This is a genomic window from Thalassovita autumnalis, assembly GCF_001458255.1.
GTDB classification, from domain to species: domain Bacteria; phylum Pseudomonadota; class Alphaproteobacteria; order Rhodobacterales; family Rhodobacteraceae; genus Thalassobius; species Thalassobius autumnalis.
This window is the reverse complement of sequence record NZ_CYSB01000026.1, coordinates 1-22,606: the sequence shown is the minus strand read 5'-3', so window position 1 is coordinate 22,606 and position 22,606 is coordinate 1. Positions and strand designations below refer to the sequence as shown.

Below are 22,606 nucleotides of genomic sequence, written 5' to 3'. Positions count from 1 at the left end.
CTAGAGGGTTTGCCCATTATTTAGGCGCCCGCTCAGGCCTCGATCCCGGCTTTCTGGCAGATCACCTGCCATTCTTCGGCGGTGACTGGCTGCACCGACAGGCGGGAATTTTTGACCAGCACCATTTCGGCCAGCCGCTCGTCGCCTTTGATCTCATCCAAGGTGACCGGCGTTTTCACCGGCATGACTGCTTTGATGTCGACGCATTCCCAGCGATCATCGTCCGTGGTGCTGTCAGGATGCGCCTCGGCGCAGACCTCAACAATGCCGACGACCGATTTTTCCTTCTGCGAGTGGTAGAAGAAGCCCCGGTCGCCGATGTTCATGTCGCGCATGAAGTTGCGCGCTTGGTAATTGCGCACGCCGTCCCATTCTTCGCCCGCCTCACCCTTGGCGACCTGCTGGTCCCAGCTCCAGGTGGAGGGTTCAGATTTGAACAGCCAGTAGCGCATCAGCCAATTACCTTGTTCCAGTGGATCAGCTCTACGCTAGCGAAGAGTTCGGCCTTGGCATAGGGGTCATTCGCGGCCCAGTCTTCGGCGGCAGCCATATCAGCCACATCCAACACGATGAGCGAGCCGCACATCTGTTCGTCCCCATCCAGCAACGGGCCCGCCTGTGCGACAACGCCGGTTTCTTTCAGATAAGCGATGTGGCTTTCGCGGTTGGCTTTGCGGATTTCCAGCGCGCCGGGCTTGTCCTTGGCGATCAGTGCGATGAGCATTCATTCCTCCTTCAATGGTCGGGAAAGCAACCTGTCCATCAGGTCGCGTAGGTCATGGTGCCCCTCCAGAAGCGCAACAACGGCGCTGGTGATGGGCATATCGATTTGCATGTCGCTGGCGCGTTTCAGAACTGCACGGGCGGTAGCGGCACCTTCCACGGTGATGGAGCCGTCAAATCCTTCGCCGCGGCCCAGTGACAGGCCAAAGCTGTAGTTGCGCGATTGGGCCGAGGTGCAGGTCAGCGTCAGATCACCAAAGCCCGACAGCCCCGCCAGTGTTTCCGGCCGTGCCCCTAGCGCCAGCGCCATACGCTGCATTTCGGCGTAGCCCCGCGTCATGATCGCGGCCCGTGCGCTTTCGCCCAGACCTGCCCCCATGACGGTGCCGGCTGCAATGGCGATGACGTTTTTCAACGCGCCGCCCAGCTCGGCCCCGGTGGTGTCTGTGGTGCGGTAAAGCCGCAGGGTGGGGGTGGTCAGCTGTTCCTGCAGATCCTTGCACAGATCGGCATCGGCGCAGGCCAATGTGACGGCGGTGGGCAGGCCACGGGCAATGTCAGCGGCAAAGCTGGGGCCGGTCAGGATCGCAGGCGTGGCCGAGGGGATCAATTCGCTCAGCAAGGAGGTCGGACCAAGGCCCGAGGTCAGCTCCACCCCTTTACAGCAGGCGACCAGCGGGCGACTTTCTAGCGCGGCGCCATGGGCTCCGATCATATCGCGCAGCTTTTGCATGGGTATCGATAGCAGCACGGGGATGCCCACCGGGATATCATTGATATCCGCTGTGACCTGCAACGTGTCGGGGAAGGGCAGGCCGGGCAGGCGGCGGGTGTTTTCGCGGGCCGTTGCCATTTCGGCCACATGCTCTGCGTCGCGCGACCACATCAACACCTTGGTGCCTTTGGCGGCGATCGAAATGGCCAGCGCAGTACCAAACGCGCCAGAACCGCAAACCGCAATCATGCCTTTGCCCCTTTCTTGCCCGATCCCAAAAGGGCCGGGGCCTTTTTGTCCAACGGCCAACGTGGGCGCGCGGTTAGCGTCATGTCATCGCTATGCCCGGCGCGAAACCGCTCCATGCCCGCGTAGGCGATCATCGCGGCATTGTCCGTACACAGCGCCAGCGGCGGCGCAGTGAAGGCGACGCCAAATTCGGCACAGACCTCCTGCAGCCGGCTGCGGATGGCCAGGTTCGCGGCCACACCGCCGGCGACAGCGATGGTGGGGGTGGACGGGTTTTCCGCCAGATATAGCTGCAGTGCGCGGCGGGTCTTTTCGGCCAACACGTCGGTCACGGCTGCCTGAAACCCTGCCGCCAGATCGCTGCGGTCCTGTTCGGTCAATCCACCTTTGGCCGCCACAACCTCATCCCGCGCCCGCAGGATGGCGGTTTTCAAGCCCGAGAAGGACATGTCACAGCCGGGCCGGTCCAACAGCGGACGCGGCAGGCGCCAGCGCTTTGAATTGCCGGATTTCGCGGCTTGTTCCACCGAAGGCCCCCCGGGCTGCGGCAGCCCCAGCAGACGGGCGGTTTTGTCAAAAGCTTCGCCCGGCGCATCGTCGATGGTGCCGCCAAGGCGGGTGAACTCCTCAGGTCCATGGGCCAGCAGGAACTGGCAATGCCCGCCAGACACCAGCAGCATTAGATAGGGAAATTCGGTTTGATCGGTCAGCCGCGGCGTCAGCGCGTGGCCCGCCAGATGGTTTACCCCGATCAGCGGTTTACCTAGGGCAGCCGATAGCCCCTTGGCGCACATTACACCGGACAGCACGCCGCCGATCAGCCCGGGGCCGGCGGTCACCGCAATGGCGTCAATCGCATCGAAACCAAGGCCCGCAGCCTCCATCGCTTGTTTGACCGACACATCCAGTTTTTCGGCATGGGCGCGGGCGGCAATTTCCGGCACAACGCCGCCAAAGGCCGCGTGCAGATCTGTCTGGCCATAGACGGTGGAGGCCAGAATGTCCGGCATCTCACCGGGGGTGTGGCGCACCACAGCCGCCGCCGTGTCATCGCAGCTGCTTTCCAAACCCAAGACTGTCAGCGTGCCACCCATGGCCTCCGCCCTCACCGTTGCAAGAAGATCCTCTCGCAGGTAACACCGCAAGGAGGTTCAAACAATCCCGGCGGTCGAAATGGCACAGCTTCTGTTGACCCGGCCCCAAGAGGGGGCAGACCGATTTGCCGCATTGCTGCGCAGGTCAGGGTTTGATGCGCCGATTGTGACCTCCCCCCTGTTGCAGATCGTGCCATTGGCTGCACCAGATCTGCCAGATCTGACTGAGGATCAGGCGGTGATTTTCACTTCCCGAAACGGTGTTGCGGCAGCGCCTGCGGGGCAGAGACGGCTAGCCTATGTGGTGGGGGCAGCCACGGGCCGCGCGGCCGCAGCGGCGGGATACCGCGTGGTGCAGGCGGATGGGGATGCGGAGGCGTTGTTCCGGCGGATTTTGGCCGACCATCAGGCGGGGAACCTTACCGGCGATCTGGTGCATCTGCATGGCCGCCACACCCGTGGGGATCTGGCGCAGCGCCTGACCGCGGCAGGCATTCCGACCAAGGGCAGGGTGATCTACGAACAGATTGTCATGCCCCTGTCTGCGGCGGCGAAATCGCTGCTTTCCGGTACAGAACCGGTGATTTTGCCGATTTTTTCCCCGCGCACGGCAGCGCTGTTGCTGGCAGAGTGTCAGCAGATGGAAGGAACCGCGCCCCTGTTCGTTGCCGCGATCAGCCCCGCCGCTGATGTGGAACTGGGGGCGTTGCAAGCGGTGCAGCGTCACATATTGCCCAATCCGACAGCAGATGCGATGGCTGCCGCAGTGCAGAGACTGATGGCCGCAGTGCAGCGCCTTGAGGGTGAAATCCGGCAGCGGTAACCTTACATCAGTAGATGTGTTTTGATTTTTGAGATTCGAAAGGAAGGCCCAGGTGTCCGAACCCAAGACCTCCGCCGGTGGCACAGACTCCGAAACCGACGATCCCAAACGGGATGTCATTGAAGATGCCGTTGTTTTGGATGACCCGACGGATGACCCGGCAGAAGGGTCAGCAGAGGGGGATGAGGCGCCTCAGCCTGACGCGCCAGAGGTAGACGGTGCCGTCGCTGATGAGGGCGCAGCGGCTGAAGCCGCCCCAGAAACCCCTGCGGATTTGCCTGAAAAAGCACCTGTAGAGGCAGCTGCACCCAAACGTGGTTTCGTGCCAGTCTTTCTTGGTGGCGTTGCAGCGGCAGCGCTGGGCGCTGGTGTGGCGCTGTTCCTGTTCCCCAATGGCATTGGTGGGCAGGATGACACGGTTCAGCAGCAGATCCTTGCAGATCTGGCCGCCCAGACCGAAGCGGTAGCCGCGCTGGAGGCAAAACTGGCCAACCTGTCCCTGCCGCCGGATCTGACGGCGGAGGTTGCCGCGCTCAATGCGCCTATGGCCGCGCAGGCGCAGCAGCTGGCCACACATGAAACCCGGATTGAGATGCTTTCGGCCCTTATCGGGGATCTGGAAAAGCGGCCCATCGCCGACAATTTGGCGCCAGAGGCCATCGCGGCCTATGAGCGTGAGTTGAAAGCGCTGCAAACCGCAATGGCCCAGCAACGTGCTGAGGTTGAGGAAAAACTGGCCGAAAGCGCCGCCCTGCGGGCCACTGCGGAGGTGGATGCGCAAACAGCCGCGGCCCGCGATGCCCTGTCGTTGCTGACCCAGGCGGTGGACGGCGGGTTGCCCTTGGGGGCTGCCATAGCCGCGTTGGAGGGAGCTGGTGTCACGGTGCCTGAAGCATTGAACAGCCTGCAAGCGGGCGTACCGACGCTGGCCGCCTTGCAGATCAGTTTCCCCGATGCCGCACGCGCCGCGCTGGCGGCAGATAACAGTGCCAACGGTGGCAGCGGTGTGACCAATTTCCTGCGTCATCAGTTGGGCGTGCGCTCCCTGACGCCGCAGGAAGGCGATAGCGCAGATGCGATCCTGTCACGGGCTGAGGCCGCGCTGACTGCGGCCGATCTGGGCACCGCCATGGCTGAGCTGACCAGCCTGCCAGAGGCTGCAGCGGGCGCGATCGCCCCCTGGCTGGGCGATGCGGCAAAACGTGCTGACGCCCTCACCGCGCTGGACGCTTTGCGCCAGTCCGTGATGACCAACTGAGGAGGAACCCATGCTCTGGTCGCTTATCAAGATTGTTGTTTTTGTCCTCCTCGTGGCGGCAGTTACCTTTGGCGCGGATTACCTGATGCAGATCGAAGGCGGCGTGCGGATTGCCCTGATGGGCACCGAAATCACGCTGACCCCACTGGCAACGGTGATCGGTCTGGCGGTGCTGCTGATCTCCCTCTGGGTGCTGTTGAAACTGGCCTCGCTGACTGTGGCGCTGTTGAAGTTCATCAACGGGGATGAAACCGCGCTGAGCCGCTATTTCGACCGCAACCGCGAACGCAAAGGCTATCAAGCCCTGACCGAAGGCATGATGGCCCTCGCCTCAGGCGAGCCGCGCGTCGCGATGAGCAAAGCCGCGAAGGCGGAGAAGTTTCTGGGCAAGCCAGAACTGACCAACCTGCTGACCGCCCAAGCTGCGGAAATGGCCGGCGACAGCAAAAAGGCCGAAGAGGTTTATAAACGCCTGCTCAGCGATGACAGCACCCGTTTTGTCGGCGTGCGGGGCATCATGAAACAGAAACTGGCCGCTGGCGAAGAAGTGGTGGCGCGCCAATTGGCGGAAAAGGCCATCGCGCTGAAACCCAAACATGTTGAGGTGCAGGATACCCTGCTGAACCTGCAAACGCGGGCGCAGGATTGGTCCGGCGCGCGTGAAACCCTGTCACTGAAGTTGAAACAGGGCAGTCTGCCGCGTGATGTGCACAAACGGCGCGATGCGGTGCTGGCGCTGTCTGCGGCCAAGGCCGTGCTGGACACGGATGAAAGCGCCGAAGCGCTGGAAGCTGCGGTGGAGGCCAACCGCCTGTCGCCCGATCTGGTGCCGGCCGCCGCGCTGGCCGCGCGCAGCCTGATCGAAAAGGGTCAGGGGCGCAAAGCCGTCAAACTGCTGAAGAAAGCCTGGGAGGCGCAGCCGCATCCCGATCTGGCCGCCGCTTTTGCAGCCATCGCGCCGGAGGAAAGCCCGGCCGAGCGTTTGAAACGGTTCCAGCCGCTCCTGCGTCTGAAGCCGGAGCATCGCGAAAGCAAACTGGTGCTGGCCGAATTGAACATCGCTGCCGAAGATTTCCCCGCGGCCCGCAAGGCACTGGGTGATCTGATCAGCGAAGATCCCGACAGCCGCGCCCTGACCATCATGGCGGCGGTTGAGCGCGGCGAAGGCAGTTCGGATACGGTGGTGAAGGGCTGGCTGGCCCGGGCTCTCAATGCGCCGCGCGGTCCGCAATGGGTCTGCACCAACTGCCACAACATCCACAGCGATTGGGCGCCGGTCTGCGAAAACTGTCAGGCCTTTGATACGCTCAGCTGGCAGGTGCCACCTGCGGGTGCGGTGGACAGTGCCACGGGCGTGCAGATGCTGCCCCTAATCGTTGGCGCACTGGAAGAGGCTGCCTCGCCCGAGGCGGTTGAGGCGGCAGAACCTGCGCAGGATGATCCCGCGCCGGACGTCGCCGATGTGTCAGAGGCTGAGATCATTCCGATGCCGACAGATCACGTGATCGATGACCCTGACACCCCCCGTCAGGCCGCAAATGACGGATCAAAATAGGTCTTTTCCCAGACCGGTCGGGGTGCTATAGCCCCGCCACCAAGTGCCTCAATAGCTCAGCTGGTAGAGCAGGTCCTTCGTAAGGACAAGGTCGGGGGTTCGAGTCCCTCTTGAGGCACCACTTCTCCAGTTAACAAAATGGAAATGCTTCAGCTTTTAGCCGCTGCTAGGAGTCGTTGGTGAGCAGCGTAAGGCGGGGTTTTTCTTTGGTTGCGGGCCTTTAGTCCTGTTTATGCCCTATGAATTCACCACCGGGCAGCAGTTTGATGAGGGTCAGCGCCGCCTCATAGGCTTCGTCACTGCTGACCCGATCTGCCAACATGTCCTGCATGGCATCATGGTAGGTCTGCCAGACCGCCCCATGCAGATCGACGCCTTTGTTGGTCAGAAACAGCACCTGCTTGCGGCGGCCGTCAGCGATGAACTCGCGCCGCAGGAAGCCGGCTTTTTCCAACCGTGAAACATGGCGGGACAGGGCGTATTGCGGCAGGAACAATTCTGTCTCAATCTCCCCCATCAGCTTGCCATCGGGACCGCCGCGATGGATTTGCAGCAGGATTTCATACCAGATCGGATCGTTGAGGCCGTGTGCCTTCAGCGCCTTGGTGATCACCGGGTAAAAATGGCGATGCGCCCGCATCATATTGAACCACAGCCGATTGAAGCCGACGTTGGCATTATCATCGTTAAAGAACTCTCTGGCGGAGACGGGAAGCTTGCTAGACATGCATCTGCATTACCATCAACGGCAGTGTTGTCGTACCTATTTTCGACCCGGCGGCAGGAAAACGCACATCTGCCCGATCAGCGGTCAAAATTGACGCCGAGTGTTTCGCTTGTTGCCAAGCTTTGACAGCTGAGCGCGGCGCCATTGGCGATATCTGCATCCTCCAGGGCCATGCGGTTGCGCATGTGAACGGTGCCTTCGGTCACCTGACAGCGGCAAGCACCGCAAACGCCCGACTGGCAGCTGTAGGGGACGGACAGGCCGTTCGCTTGCAACGCCTGCAGCAGCGTTTGATCCGCAGCCATGGCGATCTGGTGGTCGGCCCCGTCCAGGCGCACGGTGGCCGTTGCCTTGACACCGGTGACGCCATCATTCTCAGCTTCCGTGCCGCCGAAGCTTTCCATATGGATGCGGGTGTCGGGTACGTCCATCGACATCAGCGCCGTTTTCACATCTCGGTTCATCGCACCGGGGCCACAGATCCAATACTGCACATCCTGCGCCTCGGGTGGGGTTTCCTCGATGGCGGCAGCGATGGCGTCTTTGTCCACGCGACCCTTGCGCCAGGGGCTGAACCAGCTCCACATCGATGGGCTTGAAATGACATGGCGCAAGGTGAAGCGATCGCCATGGCGGTCTTGCAGCGCCTCCAACTCTTCCCGCAGCAGGATGCTGGGCTCATCGGCGTTGCCATAGATCAGATGCGCCACCGAATAGGGCTCTTCCTGCAAGACGGCGTTGATCATCGCAAAAAGCGGGGTGATGCCACTGCCTGAACCAAAGAAATAATGCGTCCGACGCCCCATGGGCTGTGGTGTCAGGCAAAAGCTGCCGAAGGGGGGTATGACCTCAACCGTGTCACCCGGCGCCAGCCCGGCCACATGGTGCGAAACCTTGCCTTTATACACCTGCTTCACCGTGATCCGCAGCGGTGCCCAGGGCGGGTTTGAAATGGTGTAGCTGCGCCGTTCCTCAACCCCATCGATCATGAACCGCAGGGTCAGGTGTTGCCCCGCCTGCCACTGGAATGTGGCCTGCAGGTCCTGTGGCACGTCAAAGATCAACGAGGTTGCAGCGCCTTCGATTTCTGGTCGCACCTCTGACAGGCGCAATGGGTGAAAGTCACGCATCGATCCGCCCCCTTCTGGGATAGCCCAGCACGGTGTCCAGCGCATGGATCGCGGGCCAGCTAAAATGCGGCAAAATGCGGAAGGAATCGGTTTGTACCATGCGGCCTTCCATCACGTCAGGAACGTTTCTCTTGTGCTTCCATGAATTCCAGCACCGCCTGCTGATGCATCAGGATCGGGCTTTCGCCTTTGGCCGCGGGGCCGATTTCCAGATAGGGGCTGGTCAGCGCCTTCTGCTGCTGTTCGCAGGCATAGACATCTTCGGCGGTGAAATCGCGCGAGGCCATGGGATCGTCTTCGCCCTGGGCATCCTCCCCTTTGTATTTCGCACCGCCAAAATCCTTCCAGAAGGACCAGGAGGACCATTGCTGTTTGGAGTATTCCCAGGATGAGGCATCGGCCAGTTTGGAACGGTTTTCGATCCGTGTCAGGTCTGGGCCAAGCGGGGTGATGATGAACAGGTTCCAGCTTTCCTCGCTGGCGCCCAGGCCAATGCCGGGGAACAGCATCGGCACCCAGGCGCCCACATGAGGTTCCGGGATCACGCGGGGGGTTGGCAGGTTCTTTTCCAGATTCTTTGCATAGTCCGCACTAGGGGGTTCCCAGAAATGGTAATGCGGCCCTTCCCAGCCGAACTTGGCTTTGGCGTGGTCATACATGTGCAATGTATCGGAATGCAGGTGGCTCAGGTGATAGACGTCAATGTAGTTTTCTACGACGATCTTCCAGTTTGCCTTGATGTCATAGCTGCTGCGGGCCTCTTCATATTCGACCAGTTCATTCGGGTCGTGCGGGCCCAGATGCGGATCCACCGCCCCAAACCATTCCGCCAGGCTGGGCGGATTGGGATCGGGGTGCACAAACAGCATGCCGCGCCAGACATCGACCGATGCGGGTTTCAGCCCAAGGCAGCTTTTGTCGACGCCGCCGGGGAACTCACGCTCTTCATCCGGAACTGAGATCAGGTTGCCTTCCAGATCATAGGTCCAGTCATGGTAGGGGCAGGTCAGCGCCTTCTGGGTTTTGCCCACGGCGCGGATCAGTTGGGTGCCGCGATGGCGGCAGATGTTGTGAAAGGCGCGCAGACGGTGATCGCGGCCCATGACGATGAACAGGTTGTTCAGCCCGGCCTGCACCGAAATGTAATGTCCGGGGCCCGGCACATCCTCAACCAGACCGGCAAAGCGCCAGCTGCGGGAAAAGATCAGACGTTGTTCGCGGTCAAACCATTCCTGTGAAGTGTAAGCTTCCACCGGGAGGTGATGATACATCGTCGACATGGGACTTTCCTTTGGCTGCGGCGGTCTGAGGGTCAGACCAGCCAGATGGCGTAGGCAGGAAACAGGCTGGCGGCGATCATCATCAGGCCAAAGGCGGCCCAGAGCAGGATCACAGCCCAAAACAGGATCGGATCTTCGTCGCGGCAGACCTCAGTGATCAGATGGGCGCGACCCGATTGCAGTGATGGGACCAGCCACCACAGGAACATCAGCCCCCAGACCCAGTAGAGGCCCAGCACCGCCGCCACCAGCAGGCCGGGCAGGGCGATATAGTTGATCATTCGGGATTTCGTCATGGTCAGGCCTCCGATGTGTGGGAGGTGAGGGTGCTGGCCAGCAGCATGGCGGCTTCTTGGGTTTCGGCGCGCCAGGCGGCGGGCGGACCCAGTGGCGTGAAGGAATCGGCATTGATGAACAGCGCTGATATGCCCTGCGCCACGGCGTTGATCTGCACCGTGGGGGCGCTGGGCACGATACGGGCCAGCGTGTTCTGCAACATGGTCAGGAAGCGCTGCATGCTGGCCAGCAGCGGTTCGCGCATATGCGGGTGATCGGCAACCGCGATGGCCAGCGCCTGCCAGGCCAGCAGGTAGCGCGGATCATGGGCGCCGCGGTCAGTAAACAGCATGGCAACCAGATCCTGCGGCGTATCCAGCGCGGCAAGTTCGGCGCCGATGACATCCGAGGCCAGATCAAAGCTGCTGATGACATGGTCAGCCAGCGCATCAATCATCTGATCCTTGTTGCCCAGATAGTGGCGCAGCAGGGGGCGTTTGACGCCGGCTTCGGCCGCGATCCGCTCCTGCGTGGCGCCTTCCAGACCAAAGCGGGCAACGCAGGTCAGATAGGCATCCAGGATCTCTTCGGACCTTTGATCTTTCATGCTGGGGCGGGGCATTGGGCCCTCCGATAGTTTATTGCCATAAGTGACAATTAATTATTTGAGGTATATTGTCAATGATGACAAAATAAAACGCGCCACGCCCGGGGCGTAACGCGTTGAGTTAAATCGTTAGTTTTTGTGATTCAGATGGCGTTCCGCCTATTTGAACTTGGCCACCATATCCATGATGCCGGGAATCGTGTGCAGCTGTTCCTCATGGGTGGGTTGGAAGTACTGTTTCAGGCTGCGCTGGCTCTCGCCGCCCAGAATGGTGAAATAGTACATCTCATAGCCCGGCAGCACCGCGCAGGGGTGATAGCCCTTGTCGATCAGCATCGTGGAGCCATCCATCACATGGTAGGCATCGCCCGGTTTGTTGTCCTCGCGCTGCAGCATCTGCATGCCCGAGCCGTAGTTGGGCCGGAAGCGGAAGTTGTAGGTTTCATCGTGCCGGGTTTCTTCGGGCAGGCGGTCGGTGTCATGTTTGTGGCTGGGAAAGCCGGACCAGCCGCCCTGACCGACGGTGAACAGTTCACTGACCAGCAGGCGGCCCACCTTATCATGGTGCTCGGCGCCAAGGATGTGTTTGATCTTGCGATGGGTTTTGGTGTAATCCGACCCGTATTGCACCAGATCGATGCCGTCGCCGCGCACCTCAAAGGGTTCCAACACCTTGTCGTATTTGGCGCCGGCAATGAACACCTCGGCATTGTCGCTGACGCAGGTCAGGCGCACCTTGGCGCCAACCGGCACATAAACGCCCTCAGGCTCCCCATCCCAGACATCGACGCCGCGATTGCCAAGGGCTGGATAGCGCGCGCCGTCAACGTCGACATCCACGGTGCCGGTGGCGGGCACAATGCAGGTTTCATAGCCGGCGACCTGGCTGTCAAAGCTTTCACCGCGCTGCAATTTGACGATGTTGAAGTAGTTCAGCGGCACCAGCGGGTGATCGACATCCACAATGGCTTGGTTCTGGTTGTCATGGGGTGGGATATGCATCCTGGGCTCCTCGCTCTGGGCAACTGCACGGGTGGCGCAAAATCATTCTTGCCGGATTTCGAATCGGAAGATACAAAATGTGCAACCGGTTGCAAAATGATTTTGCACGCGTCCTGTTTTGGAGGTGGGGCCATGACCCAATCCGCGAATACCCAGATCGGCATCGGCATTTGTGGCGGCGGCTACATGGGCAAGGCCCATTCGGTCGCGATGGCGGCTGTTGGTCCCGTGTTCAACACCCGGCTGCGCCCGCGGTTGGAGATGATCTGCGCCTCCTCGCCCGAAAGTGCCGCAGGGTATCGCGACGCGTTTGGGTTCAACCGGGCCACTGAGGATTGGCGCGTGCTGGTCGCAGACCCGGCGGTGGAGGCCGTTGTGATCGCCACCCCGCAGGCCCATCACCGCGCCATTGCCGAAGCGGCGATCGCCCTAGGCAAGCCGGTGTTTTGCGAAAAACCCCTGGGCGCATCGCTGGAAGATAGCGCCAGCATGGTCGCCACGGCCGAGGCGGCAGGTGTGGTGAACATGGTTGGCTTCAACTATATCCGCACCCCGGCCAGCCAATATGCCCGTCAGCTACTGGCCGAAGGCGCGATCGGTGAGGTGACTTGGTTCCGCGGCGAACATACCGAGGATTTTCTGGCAGATCCCGACACACCGGCCACTTGGCGCACCTCTGGGGCCGCAAATGGCACCTTGGGGGATCTGGCGCCGCATATGATCAACGCCGCGCTTGCTCTGATGGGCCCTATTGCCGAGGTCATGGGCATGGCGGAAACCGTGCATCGTGACCGGCCGGGGGGCGTTGTGGACAATGACGACCATGCCCAGGTGATGTGCCGGTTTGAAAACGGGGTGATGGGGCAGATGTATTTCAGCCGCGTCGCAACGGGCCGTAAAATGGGCTACGCCTATGAAATCACTGGCACCAAAGGGGCGATACGGTTTGATCAGGAAGATCAGAACGCACTGTGGCTCTACCTGCGTGAGGGGCCGGAGGCGACGCAGGGCTTTCGCAAGATCCTGACCGGCCCGGCGCATCCTGATTATGAACCCTTCTGTCAGGGGCCGGGGCATGGCACTGGCTATCAGGATCAGATTCTGATCGAGGCCAAAGACTTCCTGACAGCGATTGATCGCGGCACATCGATCTGGCCCAGCTTCCGCGATGGCCATGAGGTGAATCGCGTGGTGGCGGCCATCCGTGCCTCTGACGCCGCGCGCACATGGGTGCCACTGGCCGCCCTCTGAGCCTGCAGAAGCAAAGCGAAAACACACAATGCACAGTGCCAATTCAACGCCATTTTACGATCTCTTTTGCAACCGGTTGCAAATTTGTGCGGGCTATGGTTTAATTTGAGTCGATTGGGCAGCCGGGGAGGGCGGCCCATGAGTCACAACAGTGAAACTGGGAGGAACACATGACTTCACTGATCAAAAAGTTTGCGCTGGCCTCAGCGCTGGTTGCCGCACCCCTGATGGCTGCGACCACCGCTTCGGCTGAGGGCGAGAAATACATTCTTGTCAGCCACGCCCCTGACAGCGACAGCTGGTGGAACACCATCAAGAACGGCATCGCGCTGGCCGGTGACCAGATGGGCGTTGAGGTTGAGTATCGCAACCCGCCGACCGGCGACCTGGCCGACATGGCGCGTATCATCGAACAGGCTGCGGCCTCTGGCCCCGATGGCATCATCACTACACTGTCGGACTATGACGTTCTGTCCGGCCCGATCCGCGCAGCGGTCGACAGCGGCGTTGACGTGATCATCATGAACTCGGGCACGCCCGAGCAGGCCCGCGAAGTGGGCGCGCTGATGTATGTCGGTCAGCCTGAATATGACGCGGGTTATGCGGCTGGTCTGAAGGCCAAAGGCGACGGCGTTGCCTCCTTCCTCTGTGTGAACCACTACATTTCCTCGCCCTCCTCGACCGAGCGGTGCCAGGGTTTTGCAGATGGTCTGGGTGTAGATCTGGGCAACCAGATGATCGATTCCGGTCAGGACCCGGCCGAAATCAAAAACAAGGTGCAGGCCTATCTGTCGGCCAACCCGGCCACCGATGCGGTTCTGACCCTCGGCCCGACCTCGGCAGATCCGACTCTGCTGGCGCTGGATGAAAACGGCCTGGCCGGCGACATCTACTTCGGCACTTTTGACCTGGGCGAAGAGATCGTCAAAGGCATCAAAGGCGGCGTGATCAACTGGGGTATCGACCAGCAGCCCTTCCTGCAGGCCTACCTGCCGGTTGTTGTTCTGGCCAACTACCACCGTTATGGCGTTCTGCCCGGCAACAACATCAACTCCGGCCCCGGTTTCGTAACCGCTGATGGTCTGGAGAAGGTAGAAGCCTTCGCAGGCGAATACCGCTAATTCCTCCCCCCTTGGGCGGCCAAGCAAGTTTTTGGCCGCCCTTTTTCCATCCTGACCAAGGATGACTGGATTAAGAGGCCTCAATGTCTGACGCACAGAATATTGCGCCGGAGCTGGATGAGCGTATCAAGTCGCGCTCTCGCTTCCGCGAAGCGATGATCCGACCCGAATTGGGCGGCATCGTCGGCACCATCATCGTCTTTGCCCTGTTCCTGGTTTTTGCCTTCGACAGCGGCATGTTCAATTCCCAGGGCGTGCTGAACTGGAGCCAGGTCTCGGCCCAGTTCATGATCATCGCCGTCGGCGCCTGTCTGCTGATGATCGCGGGTGAATTTGACCTGTCTGTTGGCTCCATGATCGGTTTCGCCGGCATGATGATCGCCATCTTTTCGGTCACGCTGGGTTGGCCTGTCTGGATGGCCATCATCGTGACCTTTGTTCTGTGTACGGCGCTGGGCGCGGTGAACGGGTTCATCGTGGTGCGCACCGGATTGCCCAGCTTCATCGTGACGCTGGCCTTCCTGTTTATTCTGCGCGGCTTCACCATCTACTTCCCGCAGACCATTGAGCGCAAAACCATCATCGGCGGCATCAAAGACGTGGCCGAGGGCGACTGGCTGGCGGCCTTGTTTGGCGGCAAAATCCTGACCGGGCTGTTCCAGTGGCTGGGCGACGCCGGCATCATCGCCACCTTTGAGCGCGGCACCCGTGCTGGTCAGCCGATTGTGGATGGCGTGCCGATGCTGATCGTCTGGGCGCTGGCGCTGATCGTGTTTGGCCATGTCCTGTTGACCAAGACCAAATTCGGCAACTGGATCTTCGCCGCAGGCGGCGATGCTGAGGCCGCGCGCAACTCGGGTGTGCCGGTGAACAAGGTCAAGATCCTGATGTTCATGTTCACCGCCTTCTGCGCCACCGTTTTCGCCACCTGTCAGGTGATGGAGTTTGGTTCGGCCGGGGCTGACCGTGGTCTGCTGAAAGAGTTTGAGGCGATCATTGCCGTGGTCATCGGGGGCGCTTTGCTGACCGGTGGATATGGATCCGTCATCGGTGCGGCGCTGGGCGCGTTGATCTTTGGTGTGGTGCAGCAGGGTCTGTTCTTTGCCGGGGTCGAAAGCTCGCTGTTCCGGGTGTTCCTGGGGCTGATCCTATTGGCGGCTGTAATCCTGAACACCTACATCCGTCGCATGATCACCGGGGAGCGTTGAGATGACTGAGGATACCCAATTCCATCACGGTGATCCCGCCCCCAGCGCGCCGATCATCCAGATGAAGAACATCGAAAAGCACTTCGGCTCAGTCATCGCGCTGGCGGGTGTGTCGGTGGATGTCTATCCGGGTGAATGCCACTGCCTGTTGGGTGACAACGGCGCGGGCAAGTCGACCTTCATCAAAACCATGTCGGGGGTGCACAAACCCACCGCGGGGGAGATCTACTTTGAAGGGGCGCCGTTGAAGTTCGAAGATCCCCGCGATGCTATTGCGGCGGGGATTGCCACGGTGCACCAGCATCTGGCGATGATCCCGCTGATGTCGGTCAGCCGCAACTTCTTCATGGGCAATGAACCCCTGAAGAAGATCGGGCCCTTCAACTTCTTTGATCATGACAAGGCCAATCAGGTCACCATGGCCGAGATGAAAAAAATGGGCATCAACCTGCGCGGCCCGGATCAGGCAGTGGGCACCTTGTCGGGCGGTGAACGTCAGACCGTGGCGATTGCCCGTGCGGTGCATTTTGGCGCCAAGGTTCTGATCCTTGATGAACCAACCTCGGCCCTTGGGGTGCGTCAGACCGCCAATGTTCTGGCCACCATCGACAAGGTGCGCAAGCAGGGCATCGCCGTGGTGTTCATCACCCATAACGTGCGCCATGCGCTGGCGGTTGGCGATCGGTTCACCGTGTTGAACCGCGGTCAGACGCTGGGTACCGCCAAACGCGGTGAAATCTCGGCCGAGGAGCTGCAGGATCTGATGGCGGGTGGTCAGGAAATGGCCCAGCTTGAAGGGTCGCTTGGCGGCACTGTCTAAAGCAGCCCCAATACGGTGTTACAAAGCCGCCCCCTGATTCGGGGCGGCTTTTCCTGTTAGACGGAAACGCCCGCCAGCACTGCGTCACGGCTCAGCTCGTCTTTGCGCCCGTTCAGGATCACTTCGCCCCGGCGCAGCACATAGAAGCGATCCGCCAGATCATAGGCGAAATCAAAGTACTGCTCGACCAGCACAATCGCCATGTTCCCCTGTGCGCGCAGCAGTTTGATCACCTCACCGATCTGCTGGATGATATTGGGCTGAATGCCCTCCGTTGGTTCATCCAGCAACAGCAGCTTGGGTTTGGTGATCAGCGCGCGGGCAATTGCCAACTGTTGCTGCTGCCCGCCAGACAGATCGCCGCCGCGCCGGTTGCTCATCTTTTTCAGCACCGGGAACAGTTCATAGATCTCATCTGGAATGAAATGCTGATCCTTCGGCAGGCAGGCAAAGCCGGTTTCCAGGTTTTCGGTGACCGTCAGCAGCGGGAAGATATCGCGCCCCTGTGGCACCGTGGCGATGCCTTTGCGGGCCAATGCATGGGGCGGCAGAACGGGCAACCCTTCGCCCGCCAGTGCCATGTCGCCCCCTGATCGGGGATGGGTGCCTGAGATCGCTTTGATCAAGCTGGTCTTGCCCACACCGTTGGTGCCCATCAGGCAAGTGACCTCACCCTGCAGCGCCTCCAGCGAGACATCGTTCAGGATTTGTGAATGGCCATAGTGCAGGGTCAGGTTTTCAAGTGTCAGCATCTTTAACGTCCCAGATAGACGTCAATCACGTCTTGGTTTGCGGTCACATGGTCCAGAGAGCCTTCGGCCAGCACGCTGCCTTCATGCAGCACGGTGACCTTGCAGTTGAGGCGGCGGACAAATTCCATGTCATGTTCCACCACCACCACGGCGCGGGTTTTGGCCGCTTCGACCAGAATATCCGTGGTGTGCTGGCGTTCGGTGACCGTCATGCCCGCGGCGGGTTCATCCACTAGCAACAGGCGCGGCTCCTGTGCCAGCAGCATGCCGATTTCCAGCCATTGTTTCTGGCCGTGGCTCAACTCCCCCGCCAGACGGGACAGCTGATCGGTTAGCCCAATCTCCTCGGCCAAGGCATCGACACGGCCCAGATCCTCCACCGTGGGGCGATAGCCCAGCACCGCCAGCCAGCCGCGCGGTTTCTTCAGCGCGACCAGCAGGTTTTCCTGCACGGTCTGGTCTTCGAACACGGTGGGTTTCTGGAATTTGCGCCCCACGCCGGATTGGGCGATCTGCGCCTCGGACATTTTCAGCAGGGACACGGATTTTTCACCCCAGATCACCCGGCCTTCGTCAGGGCGGGTTTTGCCGGTGACAATATCCATGAAGGTGGTCTTGCCCGCCCCGTTGGGGCCGATGATCGCCCGCAACTCTGCCGATCCGATGTTGAAGCTGAGGTTGTTGATCGCCTTGAACCCATCAAAGCTGACCGAGACGCCGGAAACCTCCAGAAGCATGCTCATTGGCCTGTCTCCTTCTTACTCGCGCGCTGGGCGATCAGATCGATCAGACCGCCAATGCCTTTTGGCGCAAAGAGGGTGACGGCCACAAAAGACAGGCCTAGCAGCACCAGCCACCAGTCGACCCATTTGACCGTGTAAAACCCAAGCGGCAGATCCGGGGCCTGCCCACCGGTGAACCAGGTGCTGAGCAGGCTGACAAACGCGGCGCCAATAACCGCGCCATACAGCCGACCACGTCCGCCGATGGCGACCCAAACCGCCAGATAGATCGAAGCGATCGGCGCAATTTCCGCCGGGTTGATGATGCCCGCCTGCGGATAATAGAGCGCACCGGCAATGGCGGCGATACAGGCGGTGAGGGTGAAAATGGCCAGCTTATAGGCCTCCACCGAATACCCCAGAAAACGCACCCGCGCCTCATTGTCCCGAATGCCACGAATGACCGAGCCGAACTTGCCCGAGACCACCCAAGCTGCCAGCAGATAGCCCGCCCCAAGCGCAAAGGCTGAGGCCCAGAGGAACCAGAGTGAAACCAGATCCTGTGAGGCGGTGACACCGGGCAGGTTCTGCAATCCGGACAGCCCGTTGTTGCCACGCAGCCCGCTGTCGTTCTGGAACAGGTAGAGCGCGAGGGCCAGCGTCATGGCTTGCGTCAGGATCGACAGGTAGACGCCAGTGACGCGGCTGCGAAAGGCCAGCCAACCAAACACCAGCGCCAGAAGGCCCGGCACCAGCACGACCAACATCAGCTGCAATGTCAGACTGTCGGCAAACCCCCAGATCAGCGGAAACTCAGAGGAACCGACAACGCCGAAGATCTGCGTGCCAATGGCATCCACCACTTCGGCCTCGGTTGGCGGTATTTCAGTCTGGCTGAGGGAGTCAACCACGATAAGGCGGGTGCGCTCATACATAAGCCACATGCCGATCATGTAACCGCCCAGCCCGAAGAAGGCGAAATGACCCAGGCTGAGGATGCCAGCAAAGCCCCAGATCAGATCCATCGCAACGGCGATCAGGCAGAGGCACAGCGTTTTGCCCAATGTCTTGATGAAGGAGGTGGAGATCAGGCCAGAGCCCACACCTTCGCTTAGGACGGTGACCACCAGGGTGAATAGCGCCAAGAGGCTGAGGAAGATCAGAACCGAAGGGTTCCGTGCAATGAAACTACGCTGCATATGCGGGGCCTCCGGATGTGAATGTGGTGAGAGTAAGCACCCGTGCGGTTCGGGGGCTGTCCTTGGTCAATAGGTCCATCGATCAATCCCCCGCCGCGCGGCCTTTCAGGGCGATGATGCCCCGGGGCCGGAATTGAATGAAAATGATGATGAAGATGATCATGTAGGTCTGTGCCGCCAATGTGTTTGACGGGTTCATCCACTCGATCCCTTTCTGCAGGAAACCGATCATCGCCGCGCCCGCCAGCGTGCCCCAGATGTTGCCAACGCCGCCGACCACAACGGTCATGAAGCTTTGCACGATGTAATCGCTGCCCAGTTCTGAGGTGACTTTGGCAAACAACCCGATCGCAACCCCCGCGATGCCCGCAATGCCGGAGCCGAGGCCGAAAGTCAGCATGTTCACCCGGCCGGGGTTGATCCCCATCTGGGCTGCCATGCCCGGGTTCTGTGTGACCGCGCGGGTGTCCAACCCAAGGCGGGTGCGTTTCATGATGAACAGGAATACGCAGAGGAAAATCAGCGCCAGCACAAAGATCGCGATACGGATGTAGCTGATCGACACCACATCGTTCATTACCCAAGCGCCATCCAGCCAGCCGGGGGCGGTCAGCGGGCGGGCCTGCGTGCCAAAGATGTTCTTGGCCAGCTGTTGCAGCGCAATGGAAATGCCGAAGGTGGCCAGCAGGGTTTCCAGCGGGCGGGAATAGAGGTGGCGGATCACCAACCGTTCCATCGCCACACCGGCGGCAAAGGTCACAGCAAAGGCCAGCGGAATGGCCAAGATGATCGACAGGGTGTGATCGGGCACAAACTGCTGCACCACATAACCAGTGTAGGCGCCCATCATGATAAACTCACCATGGGCCATGTTGATAACGCCCATCACGCCAAAGGTGATCGCCAATCCGATGGCCGCAAGGAAGTAGATTGACGCGAGCGAGAGCGCATCCAGCCCCAGATCCAGCGCTTGGTTGACGCCCACCTTCAGCTCAATGTCCTTCAGCGCCTTGGCGGCGGCTTCGGTCACCGGGGCGGCGGGATCCAGATAGCGGTCATAAAACACATGGGCGCTGAGCGAGGCCGCAACATCGGCGTCGCTGACCAATGGCGGCACTTTGCCCTCAGCGGCTAGGCTGGCATAGGCACGGGCGCGCATTGCGGGATCATTCAGCTGGGCCACAGGTACATCTGCCACCCGCCCGCCATCTATATGTGCGGCCAAGGCAGTGCGCATGTCATCGCTGCTGATCTGCGCTGGCGCCAGATCATTGGCGACGAGGAGGGCGTAGGCCTCATCCCGCGAAATTCCTTCACCGGGGATCAGGACCCCAGCAATATTGGCGCTGGGCAGGGTGGTGGCTGCTTCGCGGGTGGTGGCAAGCACCGGGTTCAGCGTGGCGCGCAGATCCACGCCCAAATCGCCTGCCATATCCTCAATCGCGCTGATACGTTCTGCATCGCTGGCGCCAAACCGGATGGTCAGCAACCGTTCCAGCCGTAGCTTTTGCGCCTTCAATGCTGGATCCGCCTCGCTGGCAATCGATCCGCGCAATGGCGTCAGCTGATCCGCTGATGGATCGCGGGCAATAGACTGCAGCGCATCTGCGCGGGCCACGGGATCGGGATCGCTCAGCTGAAACTGTACCAGTGCTGTGCCGATCAGGGCGCGAATGCCGCTGTTGGGCTTTAGCTGTTTCAGATCCCCTTTCTGAAACTCCCCAACCACAGCGCCGCTGTCAAAATCTGTCAGGCGATAGGTCTTTCCTTCAACCTTCTCCCCGATAAAGAAGACCCCGTCCGATTTACGCATCCACATGTTCTTGGCCGCCCAGACCTGCAGCACCTTTTGCGCCTGTGGCAGGCCGCTGCCGGCAATCGCGTCAATGGCCGGTCCAATGGTCTTGCGTGAGGATTTTGCAATCACCGCCTGATGTTCCTGCAGCAGGGGCTGGATGGCGGGGTGGTCGGCGGTTTCAGCGCTTAGGCTGACACAGCTGATCAGCAGGGCCGCGAAGGCCCAGATCGCCACATATATATGTCTCATGTCGGGGGAACTTCCGTCTGGGGTGCGGGCTGTCGTGTGGGAGGGGACTTTTGCCCCCTCCCGTTGATCCGCTTCGCGTCTGTCTTAGTAGTTCGACAGGGTCTGAACGCAGGTCTTGGTCTCGGTGTTGTACATACCGCAGCCCAGGTCCTTCCAATCCGACTTCAGCACAGCCGATTCCGGCAGGAAGTCAGTCCAGGCATCACCTGGCACTTCGGCGGTCTGGCTGATGATGTCGAACTGGCCATCTTCCTGGATCTCACCGATCAGCACCGGCTTGGCCAAGTGGTGGTTTGGCAGCATCACCGCGGTGCCGCCGGTCAGGTTCGGGAATTCCTGGCCGTACATGGCGCTACGAACGGCGTCCACATCGGTCGAACCCGCAGCGGTGGCCGCGTTCACCCACATGTTAAAGCCGATGTAGTGGGCTTCCATCGGGTCGTTGGTCACACGCTCTTCACCCATGGTGGCTTTCCAGGTTTCCACGAAGGAGGCGTTCACCTCAGCATCCGCCGACTGGAAATAGTTCCAGGCGGCCAGGTGACCCACCAGGTTTGAGGTGTCCAGACCTGCCAGTTCCTCTTCGCCAACCGAGAAGGCAACAACCGGAATGTCATCCGCGGAAATGCCGGCAGCGGCCAGTTCTTTATAGAAGCCGATGTTGGCGTCGCCATTGATGGTTGAGATCACGCCGACCTTCTTGCCGTCCGCGCCCAGGGCCACAACGTCCGCCACAATCTTGGACCAGTCGGAATGACCGAAGGGGGTGTAGTTCACAAAGATGTCGCTGTCGGCGATGCCTTTGCCCTTCAGGTAGCTTTCCAGAATGTTGTTGGTGGTGCGGGGATAGACATAGTCGGTCCCCAGAAGCGCAAATTTCTCAACACCCAGTTCATCCAGGAAGTAGTCGGTGGCCGGGATCGCCTGCTGGTTCGGGGCGGCGCCGGTGTAGAACACGTTCTTGGAGCTTTCTTCGCCCTCATACTGAACCGGGTAGAACAGCAGGCCGTTCAGCTCTTCGATCACCGGCAGCACGGATTTACGGCTCACCGAGGTCCAGTTGCCGAAGATCACGTCAACCTCATGCACGGTCAGCAGCTCACGGGCCTTCTCCGCAAACAGCGGCCAGTCCGATGCCGGGTCAACCACAACCGCTTCCAGCTGCTTGCCCAAAAGGCCCCCTTTGGCGTTCTGCTGATCGATCAGCATCAGCATGGTGTCTTTCAACGTGGTTTCCGAAATGGCCATGGTGCCCGACAGCGAATGCAGCACGCCCACTTTAATGGTGTCTTCTGCGGCCATGGCCGAAGCGGTCAGCGATGCAAAGACCAGCGAACCGGCGAGGGTGGATTTCAAGAGTTTCATGTAAACCTCCAGCGGGGCGCGCGTGTTTGACCGGGCCCGACGTCCCTCGGGGCTTGCGTCCGAGGGGGGCTTGGCCTTACCTGACCCCGCAACTGTTGTTGCGATCCGTGTGGCGGCTTTTGCGAGCTTCCAATTCGATTGGCCGTCACACACCTGCGTTTCCAACGTTTCCCCGTCGACATCCCCGCAGGTGGGCTCAGCCAAACCTGTTGCTGAGCTTTTGGGCAGTTCGTTGGTGGCTGAATTGCGGAAAACACGGGGCCGCGATGCATTTTTCAGCGATTTGCCTGTGGAGTGACGCAAAATGCGGCAGTGAAGCGAAGGCTTCTGGCGCGGATTTTGGGGAATTGCCCGCAAAACACGCGTTCTTTGCGGGGATTAAGGGGGCTTTAACGGGCTGTAGGTAGGATCAGGGGCTCATATCAACTGGTAATAGCGGGAAGGAGGGGAGCTGAGTCGCCGAAACGACGGCATGAGTCGCGCCGATTCCGGGCAGGAAAGGCGCCCGATAGGGGAATCTGGTCCCGAGTCTGGGGCAGAGTCGCCAGAGATTCTGCACAGCAGCAGATGGATTCGTGATGTTTGCCATTGGCTTGATGAGTCCTAGGCCATTCCCGCTCTTTCTTTCTCCTTCTATGTTATTGAATTCATTTATTTTTTGATCTTTTTTGTGATTTTTGTG

The 22,606-nt window shown here is 60.4% G+C and carries 23 protein-coding genes and 1 tRNA gene; 8 read left to right on the top strand and 16 right to left on the bottom strand.

Features of this window, described 5'->3' with window-relative positions:
• Nucleotides 1-32: 32 nt before the first annotated feature.
• The 4 genes from TL5118_RS08200 to tsaD are packed head-to-tail and all read right to left on the bottom strand — an operon-like array spanning nt 33 to nt 2,781.
• The gene (locus TL5118_RS08200; RefSeq protein WP_058243751.1) at nt 33-452 is read right to left on the bottom strand and encodes an EVE domain-containing protein; all 420 of its coding nucleotides are present in this window, start codon (nt 450-452) and stop codon (nt 33-35) included.
• Nucleotides 452-724: a YciI family protein gene (locus tag TL5118_RS08195; protein ID WP_058243750.1), complete on the bottom strand. Its 273-nt coding sequence runs from the start codon at nt 722-724 to the stop codon at nt 452-454. The genes TL5118_RS08200 and TL5118_RS08195 overlap by 1 nt, the downstream gene beginning before the upstream one ends.
• Entirely contained in the window at nt 725-1,687 is a 963-nt protein-coding gene (locus TL5118_RS08190; protein ID WP_058243749.1) for an NAD(P)H-dependent glycerol-3-phosphate dehydrogenase, read from the bottom strand.
• Nucleotides 1,684-2,781, bottom strand: coding sequence for a tRNA (adenosine(37)-N6)-threonylcarbamoyltransferase complex transferase subunit TsaD (gene tsaD / locus TL5118_RS08185; RefSeq protein WP_058243748.1), 1,098 nt, complete (start codon nt 2,779-2,781; stop codon nt 1,684-1,686). Before tsaD ends, TL5118_RS08190 begins: the two co-directional genes overlap by 4 nt.
• 79 nt (nt 2,782-2,860) lie before the next feature.
• Here tsaD and TL5118_RS08180 point away from each other — a divergent pair, with 79 nt between their 5' ends.
• The 4 genes from TL5118_RS08180 to TL5118_RS08165 all read left to right on the top strand — a co-directional run bounded on the left by TL5118_RS08180 (nt 2,861) and on the right by TL5118_RS08165 (nt 6,538).
• The gene (locus TL5118_RS08180) at nt 2,861-3,604 is read left to right on the top strand and encodes a uroporphyrinogen-III synthase (RefSeq protein ID WP_058243747.1); all 744 of its coding nucleotides are present in this window, start codon (nt 2,861-2,863) and stop codon (nt 3,602-3,604) included.
• 52 nt (nt 3,605-3,656) lie between these two features.
• Nucleotides 3,657-4,862: a COG4223 family protein gene (locus tag TL5118_RS08175; protein ID WP_058243746.1), complete on the top strand. Its 1,206-nt coding sequence runs from the start codon at nt 3,657-3,659 to the stop codon at nt 4,860-4,862.
• 10 nt (nt 4,863-4,872) lie between these two features.
• A complete protein-coding gene (locus TL5118_RS08170; protein WP_058243745.1) occupies nt 4,873-6,417 on the top strand; it encodes a heme biosynthesis protein HemY in 1,545 nt (514 codons plus the stop codon).
• A gap of 45 nt (nt 6,418-6,462) precedes the next feature.
• Nucleotides 6,463-6,538: transfer RNA gene (locus TL5118_RS08165), tRNA-Thr, on the top strand.
• Between the two features lie 99 nt (nt 6,539-6,637).
• Here TL5118_RS08165 and TL5118_RS08160 read toward each other — a convergent pair.
• The 6 genes from TL5118_RS08160 to TL5118_RS08135 form a co-directional block, all read right to left on the bottom strand.
• On the bottom strand, nt 6,638-7,144 hold the full coding sequence (locus tag TL5118_RS08160) for a MarR family winged helix-turn-helix transcriptional regulator (protein WP_058243744.1): 507 nt from the start codon (nt 7,142-7,144) through the stop codon (nt 6,638-6,640).
• 77 nt (nt 7,145-7,221) lie between these two features.
• Nucleotides 7,222-8,274, bottom strand: a complete 1,053-nt coding sequence (locus tag TL5118_RS08155; protein WP_058243743.1) for a 2Fe-2S iron-sulfur cluster-binding protein — start codon at nt 8,272-8,274, stop codon at nt 7,222-7,224.
• A 116-nt stretch (nt 8,275-8,390) separates the two neighbouring features.
• Nucleotides 8,391-9,554 carry an aromatic ring-hydroxylating oxygenase subunit alpha gene (locus tag TL5118_RS08150; RefSeq protein ID WP_058243742.1) on the bottom strand — a complete coding sequence of 388 codons (1,164 nt, stop codon included), beginning with the start codon at nt 9,552-9,554 and terminating at the stop codon, nt 8,391-8,393.
• A gap of 32 nt (nt 9,555-9,586) precedes the next feature.
• Nucleotides 9,587-9,850: a hypothetical protein gene (locus TL5118_RS08145; RefSeq protein ID WP_058243741.1), complete on the bottom strand. Its 264-nt coding sequence runs from the start codon at nt 9,848-9,850 to the stop codon at nt 9,587-9,589.
• A gap of 2 nt (nt 9,851-9,852) precedes the next feature.
• The gene (locus TL5118_RS08140; RefSeq protein ID WP_058243740.1) at nt 9,853-10,452 is read right to left on the bottom strand and encodes a TetR/AcrR family transcriptional regulator; all 600 of its coding nucleotides are present in this window, start codon (nt 10,450-10,452) and stop codon (nt 9,853-9,855) included.
• A 144-nt stretch (nt 10,453-10,596) separates the two neighbouring features.
• Nucleotides 10,597-11,439 carry a 5-deoxy-glucuronate isomerase gene (locus TL5118_RS08135; protein WP_058243739.1) on the bottom strand — a complete coding sequence of 281 codons (843 nt, stop codon included), beginning with the start codon at nt 11,437-11,439 and terminating at the stop codon, nt 10,597-10,599.
• Between the two features lie 132 nt (nt 11,440-11,571).
• Between TL5118_RS08135 and TL5118_RS08130 the strand changes: the two genes are divergently transcribed.
• From TL5118_RS08130 to TL5118_RS08115, 4 genes are all read left to right on the top strand, one after another.
• Entirely contained in the window at nt 11,572-12,690 is a 1,119-nt protein-coding gene (locus TL5118_RS08130; RefSeq protein ID WP_242601756.1) for a Gfo/Idh/MocA family protein, read from the top strand.
• A 170-nt stretch (nt 12,691-12,860) separates the two neighbouring features.
• Entirely contained in the window at nt 12,861-13,811 is a 951-nt protein-coding gene (locus TL5118_RS08125; protein ID WP_058243737.1) for a sugar ABC transporter substrate-binding protein, read from the top strand.
• Nucleotides 13,812-13,894: 83 nt separating this feature from the next.
• Nucleotides 13,895-15,019, top strand: a complete 1,125-nt coding sequence (locus TL5118_RS08120; RefSeq protein ID WP_058243736.1) for an ABC transporter permease — start codon at nt 13,895-13,897, stop codon at nt 15,017-15,019.
• Nucleotide 15,020: 1 nt separating this feature from the next.
• A complete protein-coding gene (locus tag TL5118_RS08115; protein ID WP_058243735.1) occupies nt 15,021-15,839 on the top strand; it encodes an ATP-binding cassette domain-containing protein in 819 nt (272 codons plus the stop codon).
• 56 nt (nt 15,840-15,895) lie between these two features.
• On the opposite strand, the gene urtE is transcribed toward TL5118_RS08115, so the two are convergent.
• The 6 genes from urtE to TL5118_RS21525 all read right to left on the bottom strand — a co-directional run.
• Nucleotides 15,896-16,591: an urea ABC transporter ATP-binding subunit UrtE gene (gene urtE, locus TL5118_RS08110; RefSeq protein ID WP_058243734.1), complete on the bottom strand. Its 696-nt coding sequence runs from the start codon at nt 16,589-16,591 to the stop codon at nt 15,896-15,898.
• A gap of 2 nt (nt 16,592-16,593) precedes the next feature.
• On the bottom strand, nt 16,594-17,334 hold the full coding sequence (gene urtD, locus TL5118_RS08105; protein WP_058243733.1) for an urea ABC transporter ATP-binding protein UrtD: 741 nt from the start codon (nt 17,332-17,334) through the stop codon (nt 16,594-16,596).
• The gene (gene urtC, locus TL5118_RS08100; protein ID WP_058243732.1) at nt 17,331-18,512 is read right to left on the bottom strand and encodes an urea ABC transporter permease subunit UrtC; all 1,182 of its coding nucleotides are present in this window, start codon (nt 18,510-18,512) and stop codon (nt 17,331-17,333) included. Before urtC ends, urtD begins: the two co-directional genes overlap by 4 nt.
• Before the next feature lie 82 nt (nt 18,513-18,594).
• Nucleotides 18,595-20,559 carry an urea ABC transporter permease subunit UrtB gene (gene urtB / locus TL5118_RS08095; RefSeq protein WP_058243731.1) on the bottom strand — a complete coding sequence of 655 codons (1,965 nt, stop codon included), beginning with the start codon at nt 20,557-20,559 and terminating at the stop codon, nt 18,595-18,597.
• Between the two features lie 84 nt (nt 20,560-20,643).
• Nucleotides 20,644-21,924 (bottom strand): urea ABC transporter substrate-binding protein, encoded by a 1,281-nt coding sequence (urtA, locus tag TL5118_RS08090; RefSeq protein ID WP_058243829.1) that lies wholly within the window; start codon nt 21,922-21,924, stop codon nt 20,644-20,646.
• Nucleotides 21,925-22,333: 409 nt separating this feature from the next.
• Nucleotides 22,334-22,606: hypothetical protein (locus TL5118_RS21525; protein WP_207383444.1), on the bottom strand; the 273-nt coding region annotated here is incomplete at its 5' end.

Excerpts from the sequence above, each read along its gene's own strand:
- TL5118_RS08200 (WP_058243751.1), bottom strand. The coding sequence starts at position 452 with ATGCGCTACTGGCTGTTCAAATCTGAACCCTCCACCTGGAGCTGGGAC.
- TL5118_RS08195 (WP_058243750.1), bottom strand. The coding sequence starts at position 724 with ATGCTCATCGCACTGATCGCCAAGGACAAGCCCGGCGCGCTGGAAATC.
- TL5118_RS08190 (WP_058243749.1), bottom strand. The coding sequence starts at position 1,687 with ATGATTGCGGTTTGCGGTTCTGGCGCGTTTGGTACTGCGCTGGCCATT.
- tsaD (WP_058243748.1), bottom strand. The coding sequence starts at position 2,781 with ATGGGTGGCACGCTGACAGTCTTGGGTTTGGAAAGCAGCTGCGATGAC.
- TL5118_RS08180 (WP_058243747.1), top strand. The coding sequence starts at position 2,861 with ATGGCACAGCTTCTGTTGACCCGGCCCCAAGAGGGGGCAGACCGATTT.
- TL5118_RS08170 (WP_058243745.1), top strand. The coding sequence starts at position 4,873 with ATGCTCTGGTCGCTTATCAAGATTGTTGTTTTTGTCCTCCTCGTGGCG.
- TL5118_RS08160 (WP_058243744.1), bottom strand. The coding sequence starts at position 7,144 with ATGTCTAGCAAGCTTCCCGTCTCCGCCAGAGAGTTCTTTAACGATGAT.
- TL5118_RS08155 (WP_058243743.1), bottom strand. The coding sequence starts at position 8,274 with ATGCGTGACTTTCACCCATTGCGCCTGTCAGAGGTGCGACCAGAAATC.
- TL5118_RS08150 (WP_058243742.1), bottom strand. The coding sequence starts at position 9,554 with ATGTCGACGATGTATCATCACCTCCCGGTGGAAGCTTACACTTCACAG.
- TL5118_RS08145 (WP_058243741.1), bottom strand. The coding sequence starts at position 9,850 with ATGACGAAATCCCGAATGATCAACTATATCGCCCTGCCCGGCCTGCTG.
- TL5118_RS08140 (WP_058243740.1), bottom strand. The coding sequence starts at position 10,452 with ATGCCCCGCCCCAGCATGAAAGATCAAAGGTCCGAAGAGATCCTGGAT.
- TL5118_RS08135 (WP_058243739.1), bottom strand. The coding sequence starts at position 11,439 with ATGCATATCCCACCCCATGACAACCAGAACCAAGCCATTGTGGATGTC.
- TL5118_RS08130 (WP_242601756.1), top strand. The coding sequence starts at position 11,572 with ATGACCCAATCCGCGAATACCCAGATCGGCATCGGCATTTGTGGCGGC.
- TL5118_RS08125 (WP_058243737.1), top strand. The coding sequence starts at position 12,861 with ATGACTTCACTGATCAAAAAGTTTGCGCTGGCCTCAGCGCTGGTTGCC.
- TL5118_RS08120 (WP_058243736.1), top strand. The coding sequence starts at position 13,895 with ATGTCTGACGCACAGAATATTGCGCCGGAGCTGGATGAGCGTATCAAG.
- TL5118_RS08115 (WP_058243735.1), top strand. The coding sequence starts at position 15,021 with ATGACTGAGGATACCCAATTCCATCACGGTGATCCCGCCCCCAGCGCG.
- urtE (WP_058243734.1), bottom strand. The coding sequence starts at position 16,591 with ATGCTGACACTTGAAAACCTGACCCTGCACTATGGCCATTCACAAATC.
- urtD (WP_058243733.1), bottom strand. The coding sequence starts at position 17,334 with ATGAGCATGCTTCTGGAGGTTTCCGGCGTCTCGGTCAGCTTTGATGGG.
- urtC (WP_058243732.1), bottom strand. The coding sequence starts at position 18,512 with ATGCAGCGTAGTTTCATTGCACGGAACCCTTCGGTTCTGATCTTCCTC.
- urtB (WP_058243731.1), bottom strand. The coding sequence starts at position 20,559 with ATGAGACATATATATGTGGCGATCTGGGCCTTCGCGGCCCTGCTGATC.
- urtA (WP_058243829.1), bottom strand. The coding sequence starts at position 21,924 with ATGAAACTCTTGAAATCCACCCTCGCCGGTTCGCTGGTCTTTGCATCG.